The following is a 19,887-nucleotide window of genomic DNA, read 5'->3' on the forward strand; positions in this document are numbered from 1 at the left end:
AAGGACATCCGCATGAACGCAGATCACCCCGCCCACGTCGCCGGCAAGCGCTCCCGTGACGCGGTCGCGGCCCGCGACAAGGACGCCTGGCTGGCGAACTTCGCCGACGACGCGATCGTGCAAGACCCGATCGGGCCGTCGCACTTCGACCCCGAGGGCAAGGGGCACCGCGGTCGCGACGCGATCTCGAAGTTCTGGGACAACGCGATCGCGAGCACCGACAAGATCGAATTCAACTTCTCCGACACCTTCCAGTGCGGCGATGAGGAAGCCAACACCGGCAACATCACCATCACCATGGGCGGCCACCAGATCGTCACCGAGGGCGTGTTCACCTACCGCGCCAACGAAAAGGGTGAACTGGTGGCGCTGCGCGCCTACTGGGAGTTGGACCGCGCCGCCAAGACCGCCAAACCCGTTTAAACAGGCCAGTTCAGCGCGGCGCCAATAGCCGCGTCGAACGTGTAATCAGACCGAGTTTCCCGGCAGTTTTTCGGTCTGAGTACACGCTCGGCGAGAACTGCATCAGCCGCCCAGTTCAACCGGCTCCAGGCCTTCGCGGTAGCGCTGCGCGAGGTTGCGGTAGTACGGCGGGTTGGCGTTGATCCACATCTCGGCGCCAGTGCCGGCGATCGGTCCCTTGACGACGGCGGGCGAACCGGTCACCAGCACCCCGGCCGGAATCTTGGTGCCGGCGAGCACCGTCGCTCCGGCCGCCACCAGGCTGCGGCTGCCGATCACGGCACCGTCGAGCACGGTGGCGTGGTTGCCGATCAGCGCCTCGGCACCGATGTTGGCGCCATGGATCAGGCACATGTGGGCGATCGTCGCGCCCGGGCCGATGTCCACCGGAACGCCCGGCGGCACATGCAGCACCGAGCCGTCCTGTACGTTGGCACCCTCGCGCACCACGATGGGAGCGTCGTCGCCGCGCAAGATGGCGCCGAACCACACCGACGCCCCGGCTTCGATGGTGACGTCACCGATCAGCGTGGCGGTGGGAGCGACGAAGGCGGTGGGGTCGATCCGCGGCGAGCGACCATTGAATGAGAACAGCTGCATCGTTCACATATACCAGGGACGAAAGACCCCGAACCAGCAGGGCTTATTGCGCAAACAGCTGTCAAAACTGTAACGTGTTCTAGTTAGAAGCAAAGGGTTGGAGGCAACAGGTGAGCACTGACAACGCCGAGGTCGGCGTCCGCCACATCGATACCGGAACACTGCCGGACCGCTACGCGCGTGGCTGGCACTGCCTGGGCCCGGTGAAGGACTTCCAGGATGGCAAGCCGCACTCCATCCATGCGTTCGGCGCCAAGCTGGTGGTGTTCGCCGACTCGCAGGGCGAGCTGCACGTGCTCGACGCCTATTGCCGCCACATGGGCGGCGACCTGAGCCGCGGTGAGATCAAGGGCGACACGGTCGCCTGCCCGTTCCACGACTGGCGCTGGGGCGGCGACGGGCGCTGCAAGCTGGTGCCCTACTCCAAGCGGACCCCGCGGGTTGCGCGCACCCAGTCCTTCCCGACCGACGTGCGCGGCGGGCTGCTGTTCATGTACAACGACCCCGAGGGCAACCCGCCGCCGGACGAGGTGCGGATCCCGGAGATCGAGGAGTGGTCCAGCGGCGAGTGGACCGACTGGCGCTGGAACTCCATGGTGATCGACTCCAACTGCCGCGACATCATCGACAACGTCACCGACTTCGCGCACTTCTTCTACATCCACTACGGGCTGCCCACCTCGTTCAAGAACGTCTTCGAGGGCCACATCGCCTCGCAGTACCTGCACAACGTCGGGCGTTCCGACGTTCCCGGCCTGGGCACCAGCTACGGCGGTTCGGAATTGGACTCCGAGGCCTCCTACTTCGGTCCGTCGTTCATGATCAACTGGCTGCACAACAGCTACGGCGGTTTCAAGGCCGAGTCGATCCTGATCAACTGCCACTACCCGATCAGCCAGGACCAGTTCCGGTTGATGTGGGGCGTCATCGTGCAGAAACCCAAGGGCCTCGACGACGCGACCACCGAGAAGATCGCCGACGCCATGACAGACGGCGTCAGCAAGGGCTTCCTGCAGGACGTCGAGATCTGGACGCACAAGAGCCGGATCGAGAACCCGCTGCTGGTCGAGGAAGACGGTGCGGTCTACCAGCTGCGCCGGTGGTACTCGCAGTTCTACGTCGACGCTGCCGACGTCACCTCGGAGATGACCGATCGCTACGAGATCGAGATCGACGCGACGGTGGCCAACGAGAAGTGGAACGCGGAAGTCGCCGAGAACCTGCGGGTGCAGGAAGAGGAAGCCAACGCCCCAAAGGCTTCCGAAACCGTTAACGCCGAGTAGGGCGGCCGCCATGGCCCGCGAGGTTCCCGACGCCGGCGAGCTGGCCCGGTCCATGCTGGTGCTCTACGGTCCGCATGACGACCACGACGAGCACGGCGACCACCCCGACGACGACGGGCCCGACACCCGCTACTCGCGACAGCCGCTGTTTCCGGTCGACCCGGAACGCTACGAGGCGATTCGTGCTGCGACCGAACGGGATACCGACCGCTACCTGCATTCAGGCTTGATGCCGGTGGAGTGCCGGCACTGCACCGCCACCGTCGAGGTCAAGAAGCTGGGACCCGGATACACCTCGGTGCAATGGAATTCGGCGGCGGTGCAGCAGTGTGCCCACTTCGCCGCTGAGCGCGAAGCCGGCCACACCAGCAGCCGCAACCGCGGCTGCCCGAAGCTGGCGAAGAGCATCCTGCACGCGGTCGCCGAGGGCCACCTGGAGGAGCGATCCAGCGCTCCCCCGCCCGGCGACGGTATCGACTGAGCGACGCGAAAGCCCCCTCCGGGTCATCCGGAGGGGGCTTTCGCGTCGGGGCAATTCACAGGCCGGCGAAGCGCTCCCGGACCTGCTCGGCGGTCAACCCATAGTCCGCCAGCGAGTATTCGTGCTTCGGCGCGCGCGGGCCGGTCTTGCTTGCGGCATAGTCGTCGGCCATGGCCTGGCGCGCCTCATCGGACAGCGGCAGGCCGAAGCGTTCGTAGATGCTCGCGGCGGTGGCCAGCGGGTCGGCGACGAACTCCTGGTAATCGATGTCGCAGAACTGAGCCTGGTCGTATTGCGCGCGTTGGCTGTTGAACAGCTCCAACCCGCGAGCCCAGGTCTCCATCTCGTCGGCGCCGATCCGCGCGCCCACGAAGGTGTTCGACTGACCTTCGGTGGTGTGCCGAGCCAGCGAACACATCGACGCCAGGATGGTCTCGGCCGGCCGGTGGCACTGCACGATGAGCGCATCGGGGTAGACCGCCATGATCGCGTCCAGCGCGAACAGGTGGCTGGGGTTCTTGAGCACCCAGCGCTTGCCGGGGTCGTTGAGCCCGATCAGTTGCAGGTTACGGCGGTGCCGCTGGTACGACGGGACCCAGTCCCGTTCGGAGAGCCAGCGCGAATAGCTCGGCAGGTGCGCCAGCGTCTCATAGGACACCGAGTGCAGCGACTGGCGCAGCAGCTGCCAGCACTCTTCCAATCCGTCGGCGGTCATGAAGTGCAGCCCGGTGTAGTCCGGGTTCTCGTCATGGTGCCGAGCGAACTGAGCCGTCATCTGCTGGAAAACCGGGTTGCTGGCCCAGGTTTCGCGAGGCGGCCGCGGCTGCGGGAACTCGGCCAGCCACATCTCCAAACCCTGGTGCGCCGGGTCGGCGCCCAGCAGCCGGTGCAGCGCGGTGGTTCCGGTGCGGGGCAGCCCGGTCACGAAGATCGGCCGCTCGATGCCGACCTGGGTGTACTCGGGGTTGGCGTTCCAGCCGGCCTGCGACAGCAATCGGGCCACCAGCGCACCGCGCAGGAAGAACCGGTTCATCTTGCTGCCCAGCTCGGTGAGGTCGGCCTCGCTCTGATACGAGTCCAGCAGCACGCCGAGCGCTTCGCGGTAGTTGTCGTCGTCGGGACCGAAGTCGTCCAGACCCACCATCTTGGTGGCCGAGGCGTGCAGATCCTCGACGGTGCCGACGTTGGTACGAGCCGTCATCAGTTGTGGTACTCCCCGCAGTTGACGTCGATAACCTGGCCGCTGATGCCGCTGGCCAGATCGCTGGCCAAGAACAGCACCGCCGACGCCACCTCGTCCTCGGTGGGCAGCCGCCTCAGGTCGGAGTTGGCGGCGGTGGCCGCATAGATCTGCTCGACGGTGGTGCCGTACTTGCCGGCCTGGTGGGCGAAGTAGCTCTGCAAAGTGTCACCCCAGATATATCCGGGCGCAACGGAGTTGACCCGGATGCCCTGCTCACCCAATTCGGACGCCAACGACTGCGACATCGCCAGCAGGGCAGCCTTGGCCATCTTGTAGGCGCCGTACTTGGGCTGTGAGTGCCGGATCACCATCGAGTTCAGATTGACGATCGAGCCGTTTGCCGCGGCCAGTGCCGGTGTGAAGCCCTGGGTCAGGCGCAGCGCGCCGAGACCGCTGAGCTCGATGGCGTCGCGAATGTGCTGAAACGTGGTCTGCGCCAACGGCTTCATCGAAGGCACCCGGAAGGCGTTGTTGATCAGGACGTCGATATGGTCGAACTCGGCCGAGGCCGCCTCCACCAGGTGCGCCACCTGGTCGTCATCGGTGATGTCGGCCGGCACCACCAGGGCGCGGTGCCCGGCGGCCCTGACCTGCTTGGCCACCTCTTCCAAGCGATCCGCACTGCGCGCGACCAGCACCAGGTCGGCACCCTCGGCCGCGAACCGATTGGCCATCGTGCTGCCGAGCCCCGGCCCGACCCCACTGATCACAACGACTTTGCCGTTGAGCATTCCGGTCATCTTCACCCCAGCATTCTGTTAGCGATTTGCTGCTGCCGCTGCGCGATACGCGCTCGCCAGCTGTCTTGGGAAATCTTGTTGTGGTCGTAGAAGGGCAGCGCCGCCTGCACCGCATCGACGTCAATGAGCTCGACGGTCGGGCCGTCGGCCTCGGTCAGCTGCCGCGACACCCGCTGCCAGCGGAACTGCAGGAAGCCGCGCCGGTGCCCCAGCGTCTCGACCCAGTTGGTGACCCCGGGATCGGTGTCGGAGACCACGATCCGGATCTTGCCGTCCGGATCGGCTTGCGCCTGAGTGCCGTTCAGCGAGGTCTGGTGGTTGATGTAGTCCAGCGAGATGTACCACAGGCTGCCCAACTGGAAGCCCAGGTACGGCGCATCCGACACCGGCAGGGTGATGACCAAGGCCTGGCCGGGCTCGAGCTCGTAGTGCCCGGCCGACGAGTACTGAGTGGCCAGGCCGCCCGGCGTGAGCCGCGGCGCCACCATGGTGTTGACCGGGAGGTTGAGGTAGAACCACTGCGGGAACGCCAGCCAGGTCTTGATGCGGTTGATCAGCTGCTTTCCCGCTGCGGCATAACGCTTCTCGATGAGCTGCCGGGTCAACTCCGGCGGTGCGGTGCCTTCGGTATCGGTCCGGGCGATCGAGAGCGTGCCACGCTGCGCGGCCCAGTCGTTGTATACCTCGCGGATCACCAGTTGCGCCGGTGCCTTCGGCTGGAACCGCCAGGTGAAGGTGCCGTCGGCGGCAACGTCGAGTTCGCGATCGTCGAAGGCGGCCTCACTGGCCGGGACGTTGTCGTCGGTGTATTCGCCACCGAGCAGCTGGAAACTGAGGTCGGTCGTGGTTCCCCGGGTGCCCTGCACGATGTAGTCGTTGCCGGGACGCACCACGGTGCCGAAGTACAGCGTGTCGGGGTTGTCCAGGCCCATCTTGGTGAACGGCCCAGTGCCCGACAGCAAGAACGGGTGATCGCGCTCGCTGTTGAAGGCGGCGTGCACACATGCCTCGACGCCGCCGGCCAGGTATTGCAGGCCCTCGAGCAGGTCGGCCTCGGTCTCGATGTGCGGGGCCGCGGCAACCAGCTTCTCCGCCTCGGCGATCGCGGCCGACAGGGGTTCGGAGTACATCGCTGCAGCACCTCACAGATCGTCAATTGGTCCAATATTGGACCGCAGTGGTAGATATCTCGAACCGACTTTAGACGGTCGCGGTAGCATGCTGCAATGGCTGTGCCTGAACAAGCGGCGTCCCAACGAGTCGTGCGGTCGTCTCCGCCGACCGAGCGGGTGGTGACGATCCTGGATTTTCTGGCCCGCCACCCCGACCAGAGCTTCGGCCTGTCCGAGCTGGCCCGCCGCACCGAGCTGTCCAAGCCGACCTGCCTGGGCATCGCCAACGCCCTGGCTGACGCGGGCTACCTGACGCGAGACGATCCCGACAAGACCTACCGGCTCGGGCCGGGCCTGATCTCGCTCGGCCGCGCGGCCCAGCAGTCGTTGCGGGTCGGCCCCGAGGCACGTGAGCAACTGCGGCGGCTGTCAGCGGATTTCGCCACCTCCGCGGCGCTGAGCGCGGTGGTCGACGACCGGATCACGGTGCTGGAGCTGGTGGCGGCGCCCAATGCGCATCTGGGGGTTCAAGCCGGCCAGAGTTATCCGTTCGCACCGCCGGTCGGGCTGATGTTCGTGCTCTGGGACGACCCTGCCCTGCAGGACTGGCTGGCCCGCCAGCCCACCATCCCGCTGCGGTCGGAGAGCGAGCGACTGCAGCGCGTCGTCGACGAATGCCGTGCCGACGGGTACCTGGTCGAGCGGCTGACACCGGGCGGGCAACGGCTCTACGGGTTGATGGCGGGCCTGTCCAGCGATCTGCCCGACGAGCTGCGTGCCCTGCTCGGTGAGCTGGTCTCCGATATCGGTGAGCGGGTGTATCTGCGCGGTGAAGCCGGCAGCCGGGGGCGCCACGACATCAGCGTGATCTCCGCGCCGGTCTACGACCACCATCAACGCCAAGCGATGGTGGTGTCGCTACACGCTCAGCGGGCACTGACCGACGCCGAGATCACCAAGTGGGCCCGTGGACTGCTACGGACCGCCGAGGCGCTCACCGTGCAACTCGGCGGAAGCAAGCCCGCCTGGCTGTTAGGTTCGGCGCCATGACCGCGCCGGCCTTGTCGACTGCCTCCCGGCTCGAGCTTTCCGGGCTCGTGCACCGCTACGCCGGCTTCGTCGACGCACGACGATTCGACGAGGTAGCCGAATTGTTCACCGCCGACGCCGAACTCGTGCTGCCGAATCCGCCGGATCACCTGGAGCCATGCGTGCGCCACCGAGGCCACGCCGGCGTGCGGGACGCAATGTCAGCACTGGCCGGCATGACCCGCACCCACCACGGCATCGTCGGCGAGTTCTACACCGCCTCGACCTCGGCCGGCGTCGCGACCGGAGAGATCGCCGGGGTGGCACATCATTGGCGCGAACATGACGGCAAGCTCACCGACCACGTCTGGTACCTGCGCTACCGCGACGCCTATCACCGCGTCGAGCAAGGCTGGCGGATCGCGCAGCGGGAGCTGACCATCGACGCGATCGAGTCGCGGCCGGCTCGCCAGGTGCGCTCATGACCAGACCCCAGATCTCTTTCCAGCTCAAGACTTTCACCGACGACCCCGGCCACGATTGGTCCACCACCTTGGCCCTGGGCACCGCGATGGACGCCGCGGGCGTCGATCGTGTCGTGGTCTCCGACCACGTGGTTTTCGGCGAGAACCCGGATGCCTACGCCGACCCGCGGCTGGGCGGTATCAGCGGCGGGCGCCAGCCGACTGGCCCCGACGGCCAGTGGCTGGATCCGCTGATCGTGCTGACCGCACTGGCCGCAACCACCACCCGCATCCGCCTGGGCACTGCGGTATTGCTGGCGGCACTGCGCCGGCCGGCGGTGCTGGCCAAGGAACTGGCCACGCTGGACGTGCTGTCGCGAGGACGGCTGGACCTCGGCGTGGGCGTCGGCTGGCAACGCGAGGAGTACGAGGCCGCCGGACTGTCTTTCGAGCGCCGCGGCCGTCTTCTGGACCACACCCTGGAGGTCTGCCAGACCCTGTGGACTCAGCAGCGCAGCAGCTACACGTCCCCGGAGTTGTCCTTCGAGAACATTCACCAGATGCCCAAACCCGTTACACCCGGCGGGGTTCCGATCTGGGTGAGCGGCACCGTCAATGACGCGGTGGCGCGCCGGCTGGCCCGGTTCGGGTCCGGCTGGATCCCGTGGGGCCCGGCAATGCGCGACCCGGCGGGTGCCATCGCGTCGATGAAGGACCGCATCGCCGCGCTGGGCGGCGATCCGACTGGCCTGCAGGTGCTGGGCCACGCGACCACCGCCAAGAACCCGGACGGCTCCCTGGACACCGCCGCCACCGCGGCCTCGGCGCCGGCACTGGTAGCCGCCGGGGTCACCGACGTGCGGGTTACCTGCTCGCTGCCCAAGGAAATGGGCCGGGCCACTGAGCTGCTCGGCCAACTCGTCGAGGCGTTCCGCGCCGCAACCGGTTAAGGGAGACATCGATGGAAAAGGTCATGATCATCGCGCGCACAGCCGATTTCAGCGACCAATGGTGCCAGAATATGCGCGGTCCGATCGCGGCGAAACTGCTGGATCTGGGGCTGCCGGGCGTCGTGGTGAACGTGCGCGACGAGGCGGTGCGCGACTCCATGATGACCCTGACGACGCTGGATCCACCGGCGGCGGCCGTCATCAGCCTGTGGACCCAGCAGTACTACAGCGAAGCGACCCGGGCAGCCATCGCACTGATCGAAGCCGAATCTGATTCGGCGGCAGCGTATCTGGTGACCGAATCGATGCCCATGCCGCCGCCGGACCTCGGCGAGGGCCGCCGTACCCGGGGGCTGGCCAATGTGGCGTTGCTGCGCCGGCCGGCTGATTTGGACGAGGCGACCTGGCTGCACCGCTGGCACATCGACCACACCCAGGTCGCCATCGACACCCAGGCGACCTTCGGCTACACCCAGAATGTCGTGATCCGCCCGCTCACCGAGGACGCACCCCGCATCGATGCCATCGTCGAGGAGAACTTCCCCGACGAGGCGGTGTCAGATCCGTACGCGTTCTACGGCGCGGCCGACCAGGCCGACCTCACCGACCGGGCGGGCCGGATGATCGCCAGCGTCAGCGCGTTCGGCGCACACCTGAACATCGACACCGTGCCCACCAGCCGCTATGTGTTCCGGTCGCCGTTCGTCACACACACTGCTGGGACAGCGTGATCAACGCCTCCCGTACATGCGGGTGACGTTCGAGGTAGGACAGCACCGGGTTCGGGGCGCCGGGATCCTCCTGCCGTCCTTTCGCGTCTAATTCGGCCCGGACGTCCGGATGCCGGTTCAGGTACGAGTCGATGGAGTTACCGAAGGTCTGGTCGCATTGCTCCGGCGCGGCGTTCGCCACCGGTGTCAGTACCCCGGCAACGCTCAGCAAGCCGACCGCTATCGCTCGAGTAATACCGCTCATCACTCGACGGTACCCGCGTTCCTAGTTCACGCTGGCCAGGGCGAACGGCAGGACCTGGGGTGCACCCGCGGCGCGCAACACCCGCGCCGCCATCGTCAACGTCCACCCGGTATCGGTCACGTCGTCGACCAACAACACCGGGCCGATGTCCGCCGGTAGTTCCGCCGGCGGCAGCCAGCAACCCTGCAGCGCGGCGACCCGGTAGGCGGAGTTCGCGGCGGTCGCCGCCCTCCGCCCAGGCGCGTACCGCAGCGTGTCCAAGCGGGTCAGGCGGCCGAGTCCGGCCAGTCGCTCGGTCAACGAGCCGATCAGCACCGGGTGCGTTGCCGAATCCATGCCCACCACCGCGGTCGGCCTGCTCTGCCACTCCCAGCCGGCCAGCACGCTCACGGCCGCCCGCACCACCTCGTCGGGCACCTCGCGGTCGGGCTCGTCGAGCAGCCGCCGCAGCCGAGCGCCCCAGCCCAGGTCGGTGAGCCGGCCGATGACCCTTCCGGGCTCCGGCCCGTCGGAGATCCGGCCGGACAGTTCGACGCCGAGTTTCGCCAGCCCCGACGGCCACTGTCGACGCGGCGTGATCTCCACCCCGGGTCGCATCAGCCGCTCGCGGGTGGCCGTGGCGGCCGCGGGATCCACCGCGGCGTCGAACCGCGGCCCGGCGCAGTTGTCGCACCGCCCGCAACGCTCCCCCGCCTGCAGCTGGGGGTCGTTGAGTTGGGCACGCAGGAAGCTCATCCGGCAGCCGTGCGTGCCCTGGTAGTCCAGCATCGCCTGCTGCTCAGCCCGTCGCAGCTCATCGAGCTTGCGGTAGCGCTGCTCGTCGTAGCTCCACTGCGCACCGGTTCCCAGCCATCCGCCTTTGACTCGGCGCACCGCGCCGTCGACATCGAGGACCTTGAGGACCATCTCCAGCCGCGACCGATTCAGGTCCACCCGGGCCTCCAGCGCCGGTGTCGACAGCGGTTGGTCGGGCGACAGTTCGCCGATCACCTTGCGCACCAAGGACTCCGCGGGGAAGGCCAGCGACGCGAAGTAGTGCCAGATGTCCTGATCCTCGGCGCCGGGCAGCAGGATGACCTCGGCGCTGGCGGTGGCGCGCCCGGCTCGACCCACCTGCTGGTAGTAGGCGATCGGCGAGGACGGTGCGCCGAGGTGGACGACGAAGCCCAGGTCTGGCTTGTCGAATCCCATGCCCAGCGCGGAGGTGGCGATCAGCGCTTTGACCCGGTTGGCCAGCAAGTCGGCCTCGAGTTGCTCCCGGTCGGCAGAATCGGTGGAGCCGGTGTAAGCGGCCACCGCGAACCCCTGAGCGCGCAGGTCGGCGGCCACGTCGTGGGCTTGGGCCACGGTGAGCGTGTACACGATCCCGGATCCGGGCAGCTTCTCCAGGTGCGCGCCGATCCAGGCGGCCCGCGCAGCCGGGCCGCCGGCCTGCACCACCGACATCCGCAACGATTCGCGGTCCAGATCACCACGCAGCACCAGTGTGTCGCCACCGCCGACTCCGAGCTGGCCGGCGACGTCCTCGACCACCCGGTCGTTGGCGGTCGCCGTGGTCGCCAGCACCGGGATGTCGGCGCCGAGCTCGGCGATCAGGGTGCGGATCCGCCGGTAGTCCGGCCGGAAGTCGTGGCCCCAATCCGACACGCAGTGCGCTTCGTCGACCACGACCAGCCCGGCCCGGGCCGCCAGCGCCGGCAGCACCTCATCGCGGAAGTCCGGATTGTTGAGCCGCTCCGGACTGACCAGCAACACGTCCAGGTCGCCCGCGGTCACCCGACGTTGCACGTCGGCCCACTCGGTCACATTCGACGAGTTGATGGTGGCCGCGTGCACACCGGCGCGTTCTGCGGCCGCGACCTGGTTGCGCATCAACGCCAGCAGCGGCGACACGATCACCGTCGGCCCGTGCCCGCTGGCCCGCAGCAGCTTCGCCGCGATGAAATACACCGCCGACTTGCCCCAGCCGGTCCGCTGCACCACCAGCGCGCGGCGGCGCCCAACGACCAGTGCCTCGATCGCAGCCCACTGGTCGTCGCGCAGCTGCGCCTGCGGTCCGGCCAGCTGCTCCAGAATCGCCTGGGCGTGACTTCTCATCAGATTTCGGCGCGGTTATGCCCGTTGAGCGGGCAGGATCGCGCCGAAATCACTGCTGCGCAGCCCGCTCCCGCTGGATCTCCAGCGCGATGTCGATGAGCTGGTCCTCCTGGCCGCCGATCAGCTTGCGCTGCCCGGCCCGATGCAGCAGCTCGTGGGCGGGCACGCCGTAACGCTCGCCCTGGCGCACCGCGTGCTTGAGGAAGCTGGAGTACACCCCGGAATAGCCCATGATCAGCGCGTTGCGGTCCAGCACGCACTCGGCAGGCATGGCCGGGCGCACCACTTCCTCGGCGGCGTCGGCGATGTCGAAGAAGTCGATGCCGGTCTTGATCCCGACCTTGTCGAACACCCCGATCAGCGCCTCGACCGGGGCGTTGCCCGCGCCCGCACCGAACCGGCGCACCGAGCCGTCGATCTGCTTGGCACCGGCGCGCACCGCCTCCAGGGAGTTGGCGACGCCGAGCCCGAGGTTCTCGTGACCATGAAAGCCCACCTGCGCGTCGTCACCGAGCTCGGTGACCAACGCCTGCACCCGGTCGCGGACACCTTCCATCACCAGCGCACCGGCCGAGTCCACCACGTACACGCACTGACAGCCCGCGTCGGCCATGATGCGGGCCTGGGCGGCCAGCTTCTCCGGGGTGACGGTGTGGGCCATCATCAAGAACCCGACGGTCTCCAGACCGAGCTCCCGGGCCAGGCCGAAGTGCTGGATGGAGACGTCGGCCTCGGTGCAGTGGGTGGCGATCCGGCAGATCTCGCCGCCGTTGCCCTGCGCCTCCTTCATGTCTTCCTTGGTGGCCACACCGGGCAGCATCAGGAAGGCGATCTTGGCGTCCTTGGCGGTGGCCGCCGCGAGCTTGATCAGCTCCTGGTCCGGGGTCTTGGAGAACCCGTAGTTGAAGCTGGACCCGCCCAGCCCGTCACCGTGGGTCACCTCGATCACCGGCACACCGGCGGCGTCGATCGCGGCGACGATCGCCGAGACCTCCTCACCGGTGAACTGGTGGCGCTTGTGGTGGCTGCCATCTCGCAGCGAGGTGTCGGTGATCCGCACATCGAAGATGTGGTCGCTCATTTCGCTCCTCCAGCCTTTGCCGCCGCCATCTCGCGGGCGATCTCCTCGCCGACCTTGGTGGCGGCGGCGGTCATGATGTCCAGGTTGCCCGCATACGGCGGGAGGTAATCGCCGGCGCCCTCGACTTCGACGAACGTGGTGACCACCGCGCGCCCGCCGGAGTTCAGCGACGGCTCGTCGAACTGCGGCTCGTTGAGCAGCCGGTAGCCCGGCACGTAGGTCTGCACCTGGGCGACGACGTCCTTGATGGACGCGGTGATCGCGTCGCGGTCGGCGTCCTCGGGGATCTGGCAGAAAATGGTGTCGCGCATGATCATCGGCGGATCGGCGGGGTTCAAGATGATGATCGCCTTGCCGCGCTCGGCACCACCGATGGTCTGCACACCCGCCGAAGTGGTCTTGGTGAACTCGTCGATGTTGGCGCGAGTGCCCGGACCGGCCGACACGCTGGCGACGCTGGCCACGATCTCCGCATACGGCACGGTGCCGCCCTGCTCTTTGACCGCGCGGGTGACCGCGTACACGATCGGAATGGTGGCCTGTCCACCGCAGGTGATCATGTTGACGTTGGGCGCATCCACGTGCTCGTGCAGGTTGGCCGGCGGGATCACCGCCGGCCCCACCGCGGCCGGGGTCAGGTCGATGGCCCGGATGCCGGCGGCCTCGTACTTGGGCGCGTACGCCTTGTGCACGTAGGCGCTGGTGGCCTCGAAGACGAAGTCCGGCTTCTCATCCAGGGCCAGCAGCCAGTCCGCCCCCTCGGCGGAGGTCTCCAGGCCGAGCTTGCGGGCCCGGGCCAGACCCTCGGACTCCGGGTCGATGCCGATCATCCAGCGCGGCTCCAGCCACTCCGAACGCAGCAGTTTGTACAGCAGGTCGGTGCTGATGTTGCCCGACCCGACGATCGCCACTGAGGCTTTGGCAGCCATGAACGCTCCTCTATTGGAATCTATGCGAAAACCAGCCGGACTGAACCCAGCCCGGTGAACTCGGCGACACAGTCGTCACCGGCGTGTACGTCGATGGCCCGGGTCGCGGTGCCCGGCAAGACGATGTCGCCCGCCTTCAACCGCACCCCAAAGCTTTCCACCTTGCGAGCCAGCCAGGCCACCGCGGTGACCGGGTTGCCCAGCACCGCGTCACTGCGGCCCTGCGCGACCACCTCGCCGTTCTTGGTCAGCGCCGCATCGATGTTCTTGATGTCGATGTCACCCGGCTTGACCCGCTGCGTGCCCAGCACGAATCCGGCCGACGAGGCGTTGTCGGCGATGGTGTCGCAGAGTTTGATCTTCCAGTCGCTGATCCGGCTGTCGATCAATTCGATGGCCGGGGCGAACGCCTCGGTGGCGGCCAGCACGTCCTCCTCGGTGCAGTCCGCGCCCGGCAGATCCGCGGCCAGGATGAACGCCACCTCGACCTCGATCCGCGGGTAGAGGTAGTTCGCCGCCTTGACCGGCTTGTCCTCGAACACCTGCATCTCGTTGAGCAGGTGGCCGTAATCCGGTTCGTCGACGCCCATCATCTGCTGCATCGCCTCGCTGGACAGACCGACCTTGTGTCCGACGACGCGGGCGCCCTCGGCGATCCGCTGGCGGATGTTGATCAGCTGGATCTCGTAGGCGTCGACGACGTCGATGCCGGGCTGAGCCGCCGTCAACGGAGAGATCGGAACCCGACTCCGCTCCGCTTGCGCCAACTCGGCAGCGAGTTCCTCACGGATCTGGGCGCTGAGCATCTTCGATGGTCCCCTCGGGTGGTGTTGAGCGGATGAAACTAGCCGTTCAGCGGCAATTCTATAACGTGTTCTAAAACCGCAAACTGAGACGAGGCCGTAGCCCCGTAGCGGCCCGGACGTGATCTGTAGCCGCCAGGATCTGCCGATGGAACAACTGTCAGGACAACAGTCCACTTTGTGAAACCCGGAGGCGCCGTGCGGTCGATGGCCATCCTGATCAGTATCGCCCTGGCCGCAATAGCGATCGCGGTTATCCCACCCACCGCAGCACTCCCGGACGCCGGCGAGCTGAGCTTTGCCGGTTCCGGATTCACCGTGCGTGTCAATCAGGCACCGTTTGCCATGCAGGTGCTCAACTCCTCTGGTCAACCGGTGTTGACGCAGGTGCCCAGCAACGGTGGGCCGCGACTGGTCAAAAACGAGGCCGCGAAACCGCTGGGTGTAACCCCGTCCGAGTGGCTGTTTCCCACCCGGTACACGCCATTCACCTTCACCGTGGGTACGTCCTCGGCGACCCCGTTTCTTATCAGCCCGTTGTGGGTGGGTGACCTATGGGAGGCCTCCAGCTGCGGGATGCAGTACGCGGCCACCGGAGTGCTTTCCAGTCGCCCCTTGCCACAGGGCCTGGAGTTGACGCTCAGTACCGACGACCCATCGGGTCGCACCCTGGGGGTGACCCTCAGCGAGGACTCCGGGCGGCTGCGGGTGTCGGTCATCCCCAGCAGCACGGCGGGCATCGTCTCGATGGGAGACAGTTTCGCGTCGCCGACCGGCGAGCGGTTCGCCGGCTTCGGCGGCCTGCACAACGGACTTGATCAGCATGGGGGCCGATTCACCAACTGGGTGCAGGAGGCCAACGTCGGCGCCGGGCCATTGGCACCGGTGTTCAATGTCCTGATGGCCAGCTCCGGCGGCCCGCACTATCTGTTCCCCGGCGGTCCGAGGGCCGCCTACTACGTGCAGCCACAGTTCACCTCCACAGCAGGCTACGGCTTCCTACTGGCCCAGACCGAGCTGGCCGACTGGCATTTGGACTCCGACCGCCCCGACGCCTGGCACGTCAACGTGGCCGCCGCCCACCTGGACTATGAGGTCGCCGTCGGTGACACGGGACAGGTGATCAGTGCGCTCAGCGCGGCCAACGGCCGCCATCGCGTACCGCCGGCATGGGCGCTGGGCACCCAGTTGGACCGCCGCATCGTGACTGGGCAGACCGGGGCCGACTACGCGGCGGTGGTCCGCAGCGACCTGGCCAACATCGTCGCCTACAACCTGCCGATCACCGCCTACCGCCCCGAGGCCTGGATGACCCTGGACCCGGCAGTCCTACGCCAACTGATCAGCGAATTCGGTGCGCACGGTATTCACGTGCTGCTCTACACCCGCAGCTTCGTCAGCATGGATCCGCTGCGCAACACCTCCCCGGCGGACTACCGGTACGCGGTGGCCAACAACTACGTGGCGACCCACGCCAATGGCAGGCCCTACATCGTCGGCTCCCCCAACCAGGCGCTCGGCGGGCAGGCCGCCGTCATCGACTTCACCAACCCGGCCGCCAAAGCCTGGTTTCAACGCACCGTGATCGAGCAGCTCGAAACCGGGGCGGACGGTTTCATGAGCGATTTCGGCGAGCAGACCCTGCCTGACATGCATTTCGCCAACGGGCAGACCGGCGCCACCATGCACAACGCCTACCCCGCGCTGTACCAGCGGGCCGTACGCGAAGCGGTGGAGTCCTTCGAGCAATCACATCCGGGCCGCAACATCTGGTTCTACAACCGGGCCGGCTATACCGGGTCGACCGGCTACGAAGGTGGGAACTTCCCGGGCGACGAGAGCACCGACTTCTCGGTAGCCTCTGGCCTGGCCGCACTCATCCCGGACATGCTCAACCGGGGCCTGGCCGGCGCCTACGGCTATGGCACCGACATCGGCGGTTACCAGGACCTGCTGGCCGGTCCCACCCCCAAGGAACTGTTCGTGCGGTGGTCTCAGATGGCTGCACTGTCACCGATCATGCGGGTACACGGGGCGCACTCCGGCACCCACATGCCGTGGGATTACGACCAGGAGACGTTGGACACCTTCCGGCAGCTTGCCGAGCTGCGCCAGCGGGCCATCCCATTGATCTCCGCCACCTGGGCCACCGCGGCCAGCACCGGCGTGCCGCTGTCCCGGCCGGTGTGGCTGGCCGCACCCGACGATCCCCGGGCATGGGCAGCCGACCAGGAATGGATGATCGGATCCGATGTCCTAGTCGCCCCGGTCGTCACCCAGGGCGCCACCTCGCGGAAGGTCTATTTCCCGCCCGGTTGCTGGACACGGAAAGACAGCGACGGGAGCTACACCGGCCCCTCCGAGGCCACCGTGGCAGCGCTGCTGACAGACCTGCCCTACTTCGCCCGCTGCAACACCGGCGGCTTGTAGATCACCGACCGCCGGTGTAGTCGACGTTCCAGTGCTTGATGCCGTTGAGCCAGCCTGAGCGCAGCCGCTGCGGGCGCTCCAGGGGCTTGAGGTTCGGGATGTTGTCGGCGATCGCGTTGAAGATCGACCCGATGGTCATCCGTGCCAGGTGCGTACCGATGCAGTAGTGCGCACCCGTGCCGCCAAAACCGACATGCGGGTTGGGGTCACGCAAGATGTTGAACTCCTGCGGCTTGTCGAACACAGTCTCGTCGAAGTTGGCCGCCCGGTAGAACATCACCACCCGCTGACCTTCTTTGATCAGCGTGCCGTTCAGGTTGTGATCACGGGTTGCGGTGCGCTGGAACGACGTCACCGGCGTGGCCCAGCGCACCACCTCATCGGCGGTGGTCGCCGGGCGTTCCTTGCAGAACAGCTCCCACTGCTCAGGGTGCTCGGTGAACGCCATCATCCCCTGGGTGATCGAGTTGCGGGTGGTCTCGCTGCCGGCCACCGCCAACAGGATGATGAAGTAACCCAACTCGTCATCACCCAGCTTCTCGCCGTCGACATCGGCCTCAACCAGCGTTGTCACGATGTCGGGACCGGGGTTCTGGCGTTTGAGCTCCGCGAGCTTGAGCCCGTAGGTGATGATCTCCAACGCCGAGGCCGCCGGGTCGTAGTGCGCGAATTCCGGGTCGTCGTACGACGTCATCTGGTTGGTCCAGTCGAACAACTTGCCGCGGTCCTCCTGCGGCACCCCCATCAGCCCCGCGATCGCCTGCAGCGGCAACTCCGAAGCCACTTCCACCACGAAGTCACCGCTCCCCCGAGCCAATGCCTCCTTGGTGATCGCCTGCGCCCGCGCCTGCAGGTCATCGTGCAGCGGCAAGATGTGCCGAGGCGTGAAACCCCGGGAAATGATGCGCCGCTGCCGGGTGTGCTTCGGCGCGTCCTGGTTGAGCATCAGGATCCGCTGCGCGTCGAGCTGTTCACGGGTTGTCTCGTCATGGAACCTGGGGATGGCGCCGTTGCGCTCGCTGGAGAACACGTCGTCGAGCCGCGAGATCTCCTTGACGTCCTCGTGCCGGGTGATAGCCCAGTAACCGCCGTCTTTGAATCCGCCGCTCTTGTCGTCGGGTTGCGCGATCCACTTGATCGGCTCGCTGCGCCGCAGTTCGGCGAACTCCTCGTCGGGCAGTCGCTCGGCATAGATTTCCGGGTCGGTGAGGTCGAAACCGGCCGGAATGCCGGTGGCTGACGAGATAGTAGGGCTGGCCACGATGACAACTCCTCACTACTGATCCGCAGGAGAAAACGATACGTTCTCGCGTCAGTAAAGCATGCCTTTACCTCAGGCGAAAGGGCAGAAAGGCCCTGCATTCGGGGCAAAACTAGAACACGTTCTACTGCTGCGTGAAGTGGGCCTGACCTGGCCGGAACCGCGGGGTTACCAGCAGGGTAGGGAACGCTTGCCCGGGGGGCGCCCGAGCAATAGGGCCAGCCAACTGGCGCCCGGGCAGGGCAATTCTATAACGTGTTCTACATGGCCGAACAGGAATACGACGTCGTCGTGGTCGGAAGCGGCGGCGCCGGGTTGGTCGCCGCCCTCACTGCCGCCCACCAGGGACTGTCCACCATCGTCATCGAGAAAGCCGCCCACTACGGCGGCTCGACCGCTCGTTCCGGTGGCGGCGTGTGGATCCCCAACAACGAGGTGCTTGCACGCGCTGGCGTAAAAGACACCGCCGACGCCGCCCGTACCTATCTGCACACCATCGTCGGTGACGTGGTTCCGGCCGAAAAGATCGACACCTACCTGCAGCGCGGCCCGGAGATGTTGTCGTTCGTGCTGAAGAACTCGCCGCTGAAGATGTGCTGGGTCCCCGGTTACGCCGACTACTACCCCGAGCAGCCGGGCGGCAAGCCCACCGGCCGTTCGATCGAGCCCAAGCCGTTCAACGCCAAGAAACTCGGCGCCGACATGTCCGGTCTGGAGCCGGCCTACGGCAAGGTCCCGCTGAACGTGGTTGTCATGCAACAGGACTACGTCCGGCTCAACCAGCTCAAGCGCCACCCGCGCGGGGTGCTGCGCAGCCTGAAGGTCGGCGCCCGCACCATGTGGGCCCAGGCCACCGGCAAGAACCTGGTCGGCATGGGCCGGGCCCTGATCGCACCGCTGCGCCTCGCGCTGCGTAAGGCCGGCGTTCCGGTGCAGCTCAACACCGCGCTGACCGATCTCTACGTCGAAGACGGCGTGGTCTCCGGCGTCTACGTCCGCGGAGCCCAGGACTCCGAATCGGCGGAGCCCCAGCTGATCCGCGCCCGGCGTGGGGTCATCCTGGCCAGCGGCGGATTCGAACACAACGAGCAGATGCGGGTGAAGTACCAGCGCGCCCCGATCACCACCGAGTGGACGGTGGGCGCGAAGGCCAACACCGGCGAGGGCATTCTGGCCGGCGAGAAGCTCGGTGCAGCACTGGACATCATGGAGGATTCCTGGTGGGGCCCGACGGTGCCGCTGCCCGGGTCGCCATGGTTCGCGCTGTCGGAGCGCAACTCGCCCGGATCGATCATCGTGAACATGTCCGGCAAGCGGTTCATGAACGAGTCGATGCCCTACGTGGAGGCCTGCCACCACATGTACGGCGGCCAATACGGCCAGGGCGCCGGGCCCGGCGAGAACATCCCGGCCTGGCTGATCTTCGACCAGCGCTACCGCAACAACTTCATCTTCGCGGGTTTGCAGCCGGGCCAACGGATTCCGAAGAAATGGCTGGAGTCCGGCGTGATCGTGTCCGCCGACACCCTGGAGGAGTTGGCGACCAAGACCGGCGTTCCGGCCGCCGCATTGACCGCGACCGTCGAGCGGTTCAACGAGTTCGCCCGCACCGGTGTGGACGAGGACTTCCACCGCGGCGAGAGCGCCTACGACCGCTACTACGGCGACCCGACCAACAAGCCGAACCCGAACCTGGGCCAGATCGCACAGGGCCCGTTCTACGCGGCCAAGATGGTGCCGGGCGACCTGGGCACCAAGGGCGGGATCCGCACCGACGTGAACGGCCGGGCACTGCGCGACGACGACAGCGTCATCGCCGGGCTGTATGCGGCCGGAAACGTGAGCGCACCGGTGATGGGCCACACCTACCCCGGACCGGGCGGCACCATCGGACCCGCCATGACGTTCGGCTACCTGGCCGCCCTCGACATCGCCGGAAAGGCCTAG

At 67.0% G+C, this 19,887-nt stretch carries 19 protein-coding genes; 9 read left to right on the top strand and 10 right to left on the bottom strand.

All coding sequences use genetic code 11. The features are described 5' to 3' along the window. Window positions 1-12 precede the first annotated feature (12 nt). Window positions 13-423 (top strand): nuclear transport factor 2 family protein, encoded by a 411-nt coding sequence (locus tag ACKY0W_RS19270; RefSeq protein ID WP_406759776.1) that lies wholly within the window; start codon window positions 13-15, stop codon window positions 421-423. 102 nt (window positions 424-525) lie between these two features. Here the strand turns inward: ACKY0W_RS19270 and ACKY0W_RS19275 are convergent, their stop codons facing one another. Continuing rightward, window positions 526-1,062 carry a gamma carbonic anhydrase family protein gene (locus ACKY0W_RS19275; RefSeq protein WP_409435390.1) on the bottom strand — a complete coding sequence of 179 codons (537 nt, stop codon included), beginning with the start codon at window positions 1,060-1,062 and terminating at the stop codon, window positions 526-528. 110 nt (window positions 1,063-1,172) lie between these two features. Here ACKY0W_RS19275 and ACKY0W_RS19280 point away from each other — a divergent pair, with 110 nt between their 5' ends. Further along, window positions 1,173-2,345, top strand: a complete 1,173-nt coding sequence (locus ACKY0W_RS19280; protein WP_409435391.1) for a Rieske 2Fe-2S domain-containing protein — start codon at window positions 1,173-1,175, stop codon at window positions 2,343-2,345. Window positions 2,346-2,355: 10 nt separating this feature from the next. After that, a complete protein-coding gene (locus ACKY0W_RS19285; RefSeq protein WP_409435392.1) occupies window positions 2,356-2,826 on the top strand; it encodes a hypothetical protein in 471 nt (156 codons plus the stop codon). A gap of 55 nt (window positions 2,827-2,881) precedes the next feature. On the opposite strand, the gene ACKY0W_RS19290 is transcribed toward ACKY0W_RS19285, so the two are convergent. From ACKY0W_RS19290 to ACKY0W_RS19300, 3 genes are read right to left on the bottom strand one after another with little or no spacing between them, the layout of a single operon-like run. Beyond that, entirely contained in the window at window positions 2,882-4,027 is a 1,146-nt protein-coding gene (locus ACKY0W_RS19290; protein ID WP_409435393.1) for a sulfotransferase family protein, read from the bottom strand. Next, complete coding sequence (locus ACKY0W_RS19295; RefSeq protein WP_409437857.1) at window positions 4,027-4,809, bottom strand: SDR family oxidoreductase; 783 nt, start codon at window positions 4,807-4,809, stop codon at window positions 4,027-4,029. The genes ACKY0W_RS19290 and ACKY0W_RS19295 overlap by 1 nt, the downstream gene beginning before the upstream one ends. Before the next feature lie 2 nt (window positions 4,810-4,811). Then, complete coding sequence (locus tag ACKY0W_RS19300) at window positions 4,812-5,939, bottom strand: hypothetical protein (RefSeq protein WP_409435394.1); 1,128 nt, start codon at window positions 5,937-5,939, stop codon at window positions 4,812-4,814. Window positions 5,940-6,035: 96 nt separating this feature from the next. Between ACKY0W_RS19300 and ACKY0W_RS19305 the strand changes: the two genes are divergently transcribed. The 4 genes from ACKY0W_RS19305 to ACKY0W_RS19320 are packed head-to-tail and all read left to right on the top strand — an operon-like array spanning window position 6,036 to window position 9,095. Further along, on the top strand, window positions 6,036-6,971 hold the full coding sequence (locus tag ACKY0W_RS19305) for an IclR family transcriptional regulator (RefSeq protein ID WP_409435395.1): 936 nt from the start codon (window positions 6,036-6,038) through the stop codon (window positions 6,969-6,971). After that, a complete protein-coding gene (locus tag ACKY0W_RS19310) occupies window positions 6,968-7,435 on the top strand; it encodes a nuclear transport factor 2 family protein (protein ID WP_409435396.1) in 468 nt (155 codons plus the stop codon). Before ACKY0W_RS19305 ends, ACKY0W_RS19310 begins: the two co-directional genes overlap by 4 nt. Next, window positions 7,432-8,364 carry a TIGR03619 family F420-dependent LLM class oxidoreductase gene (locus ACKY0W_RS19315; RefSeq protein WP_409435397.1) on the top strand — a complete coding sequence of 311 codons (933 nt, stop codon included), beginning with the start codon at window positions 7,432-7,434 and terminating at the stop codon, window positions 8,362-8,364. Before ACKY0W_RS19310 ends, ACKY0W_RS19315 begins: the two co-directional genes overlap by 4 nt. A gap of 11 nt (window positions 8,365-8,375) precedes the next feature. Next, window positions 8,376-9,095, top strand: coding sequence for a hypothetical protein (locus ACKY0W_RS19320; RefSeq protein WP_409435398.1), 720 nt, complete (start codon window positions 8,376-8,378; stop codon window positions 9,093-9,095). Here the strand turns inward: ACKY0W_RS19320 and ACKY0W_RS19325 are convergent. Genes ACKY0W_RS19325 through ACKY0W_RS19345 form a run of 5 tightly spaced genes read right to left on the bottom strand, consistent with a single transcriptional unit; the run spans window position 9,070 to window position 14,252 of the window. Further along, window positions 9,070-9,339, bottom strand: coding sequence for a hypothetical protein (locus tag ACKY0W_RS19325; RefSeq protein WP_406759767.1), 270 nt, complete (start codon window positions 9,337-9,339; stop codon window positions 9,070-9,072). The two genes, ACKY0W_RS19320 and ACKY0W_RS19325, sit on opposite strands and share 26 nt — an antisense overlap. Before the next feature lie 21 nt (window positions 9,340-9,360). Continuing rightward, window positions 9,361-11,436 carry a RecQ family ATP-dependent DNA helicase gene (locus tag ACKY0W_RS19330; protein ID WP_409435399.1) on the bottom strand — a complete coding sequence of 692 codons (2,076 nt, stop codon included), beginning with the start codon at window positions 11,434-11,436 and terminating at the stop codon, window positions 9,361-9,363. A 49-nt stretch (window positions 11,437-11,485) separates the two neighbouring features. Continuing rightward, entirely contained in the window at window positions 11,486-12,517 is a 1,032-nt protein-coding gene (dmpG, locus tag ACKY0W_RS19335; RefSeq protein ID WP_409435400.1) for a 4-hydroxy-2-oxovalerate aldolase, read from the bottom strand. After that, on the bottom strand, window positions 12,514-13,446 hold the full coding sequence (locus ACKY0W_RS19340; RefSeq protein ID WP_409435401.1) for an acetaldehyde dehydrogenase (acetylating): 933 nt from the start codon (window positions 13,444-13,446) through the stop codon (window positions 12,514-12,516). Before ACKY0W_RS19340 ends, dmpG begins: the two co-directional genes overlap by 4 nt. A 20-nt stretch (window positions 13,447-13,466) precedes the next feature. Further along, window positions 13,467-14,252, bottom strand: coding sequence for a 2-keto-4-pentenoate hydratase (locus ACKY0W_RS19345; RefSeq protein ID WP_409435402.1), 786 nt, complete (start codon window positions 14,250-14,252; stop codon window positions 13,467-13,469). Window positions 14,253-14,429: 177 nt separating this feature from the next. On the opposite strand from ACKY0W_RS19345, the gene ACKY0W_RS19350 reads away from it, so the two are divergent. Beyond that, entirely contained in the window at window positions 14,430-16,679 is a 2,250-nt protein-coding gene (locus tag ACKY0W_RS19350; RefSeq protein ID WP_409435403.1) for a TIM-barrel domain-containing protein, read from the top strand. Window position 16,680: 1 nt separating this feature from the next. Here ACKY0W_RS19350 and ACKY0W_RS19355 read toward each other — a convergent pair whose 3' ends face one another. Next, window positions 16,681-17,940 (bottom strand): cytochrome P450, encoded by a 1,260-nt coding sequence (locus ACKY0W_RS19355; RefSeq protein ID WP_409435404.1) that lies wholly within the window; start codon window positions 17,938-17,940, stop codon window positions 16,681-16,683. 264 nt (window positions 17,941-18,204) lie between these two features. On the opposite strand from ACKY0W_RS19355, the gene kstD reads away from it, so the two are divergent. Next, complete coding sequence (gene kstD, locus ACKY0W_RS19360; RefSeq protein WP_409435405.1) at window positions 18,205-19,887, top strand: 3-oxosteroid 1-dehydrogenase; 1,683 nt, start codon at window positions 18,205-18,207, stop codon at window positions 19,885-19,887.

The organism is Mycobacterium sp. SMC-14 (genome assembly GCF_046250075.1).
Classification (GTDB): Bacteria; Actinomycetota; Actinomycetes; order Mycobacteriales; family Mycobacteriaceae; genus Mycobacterium.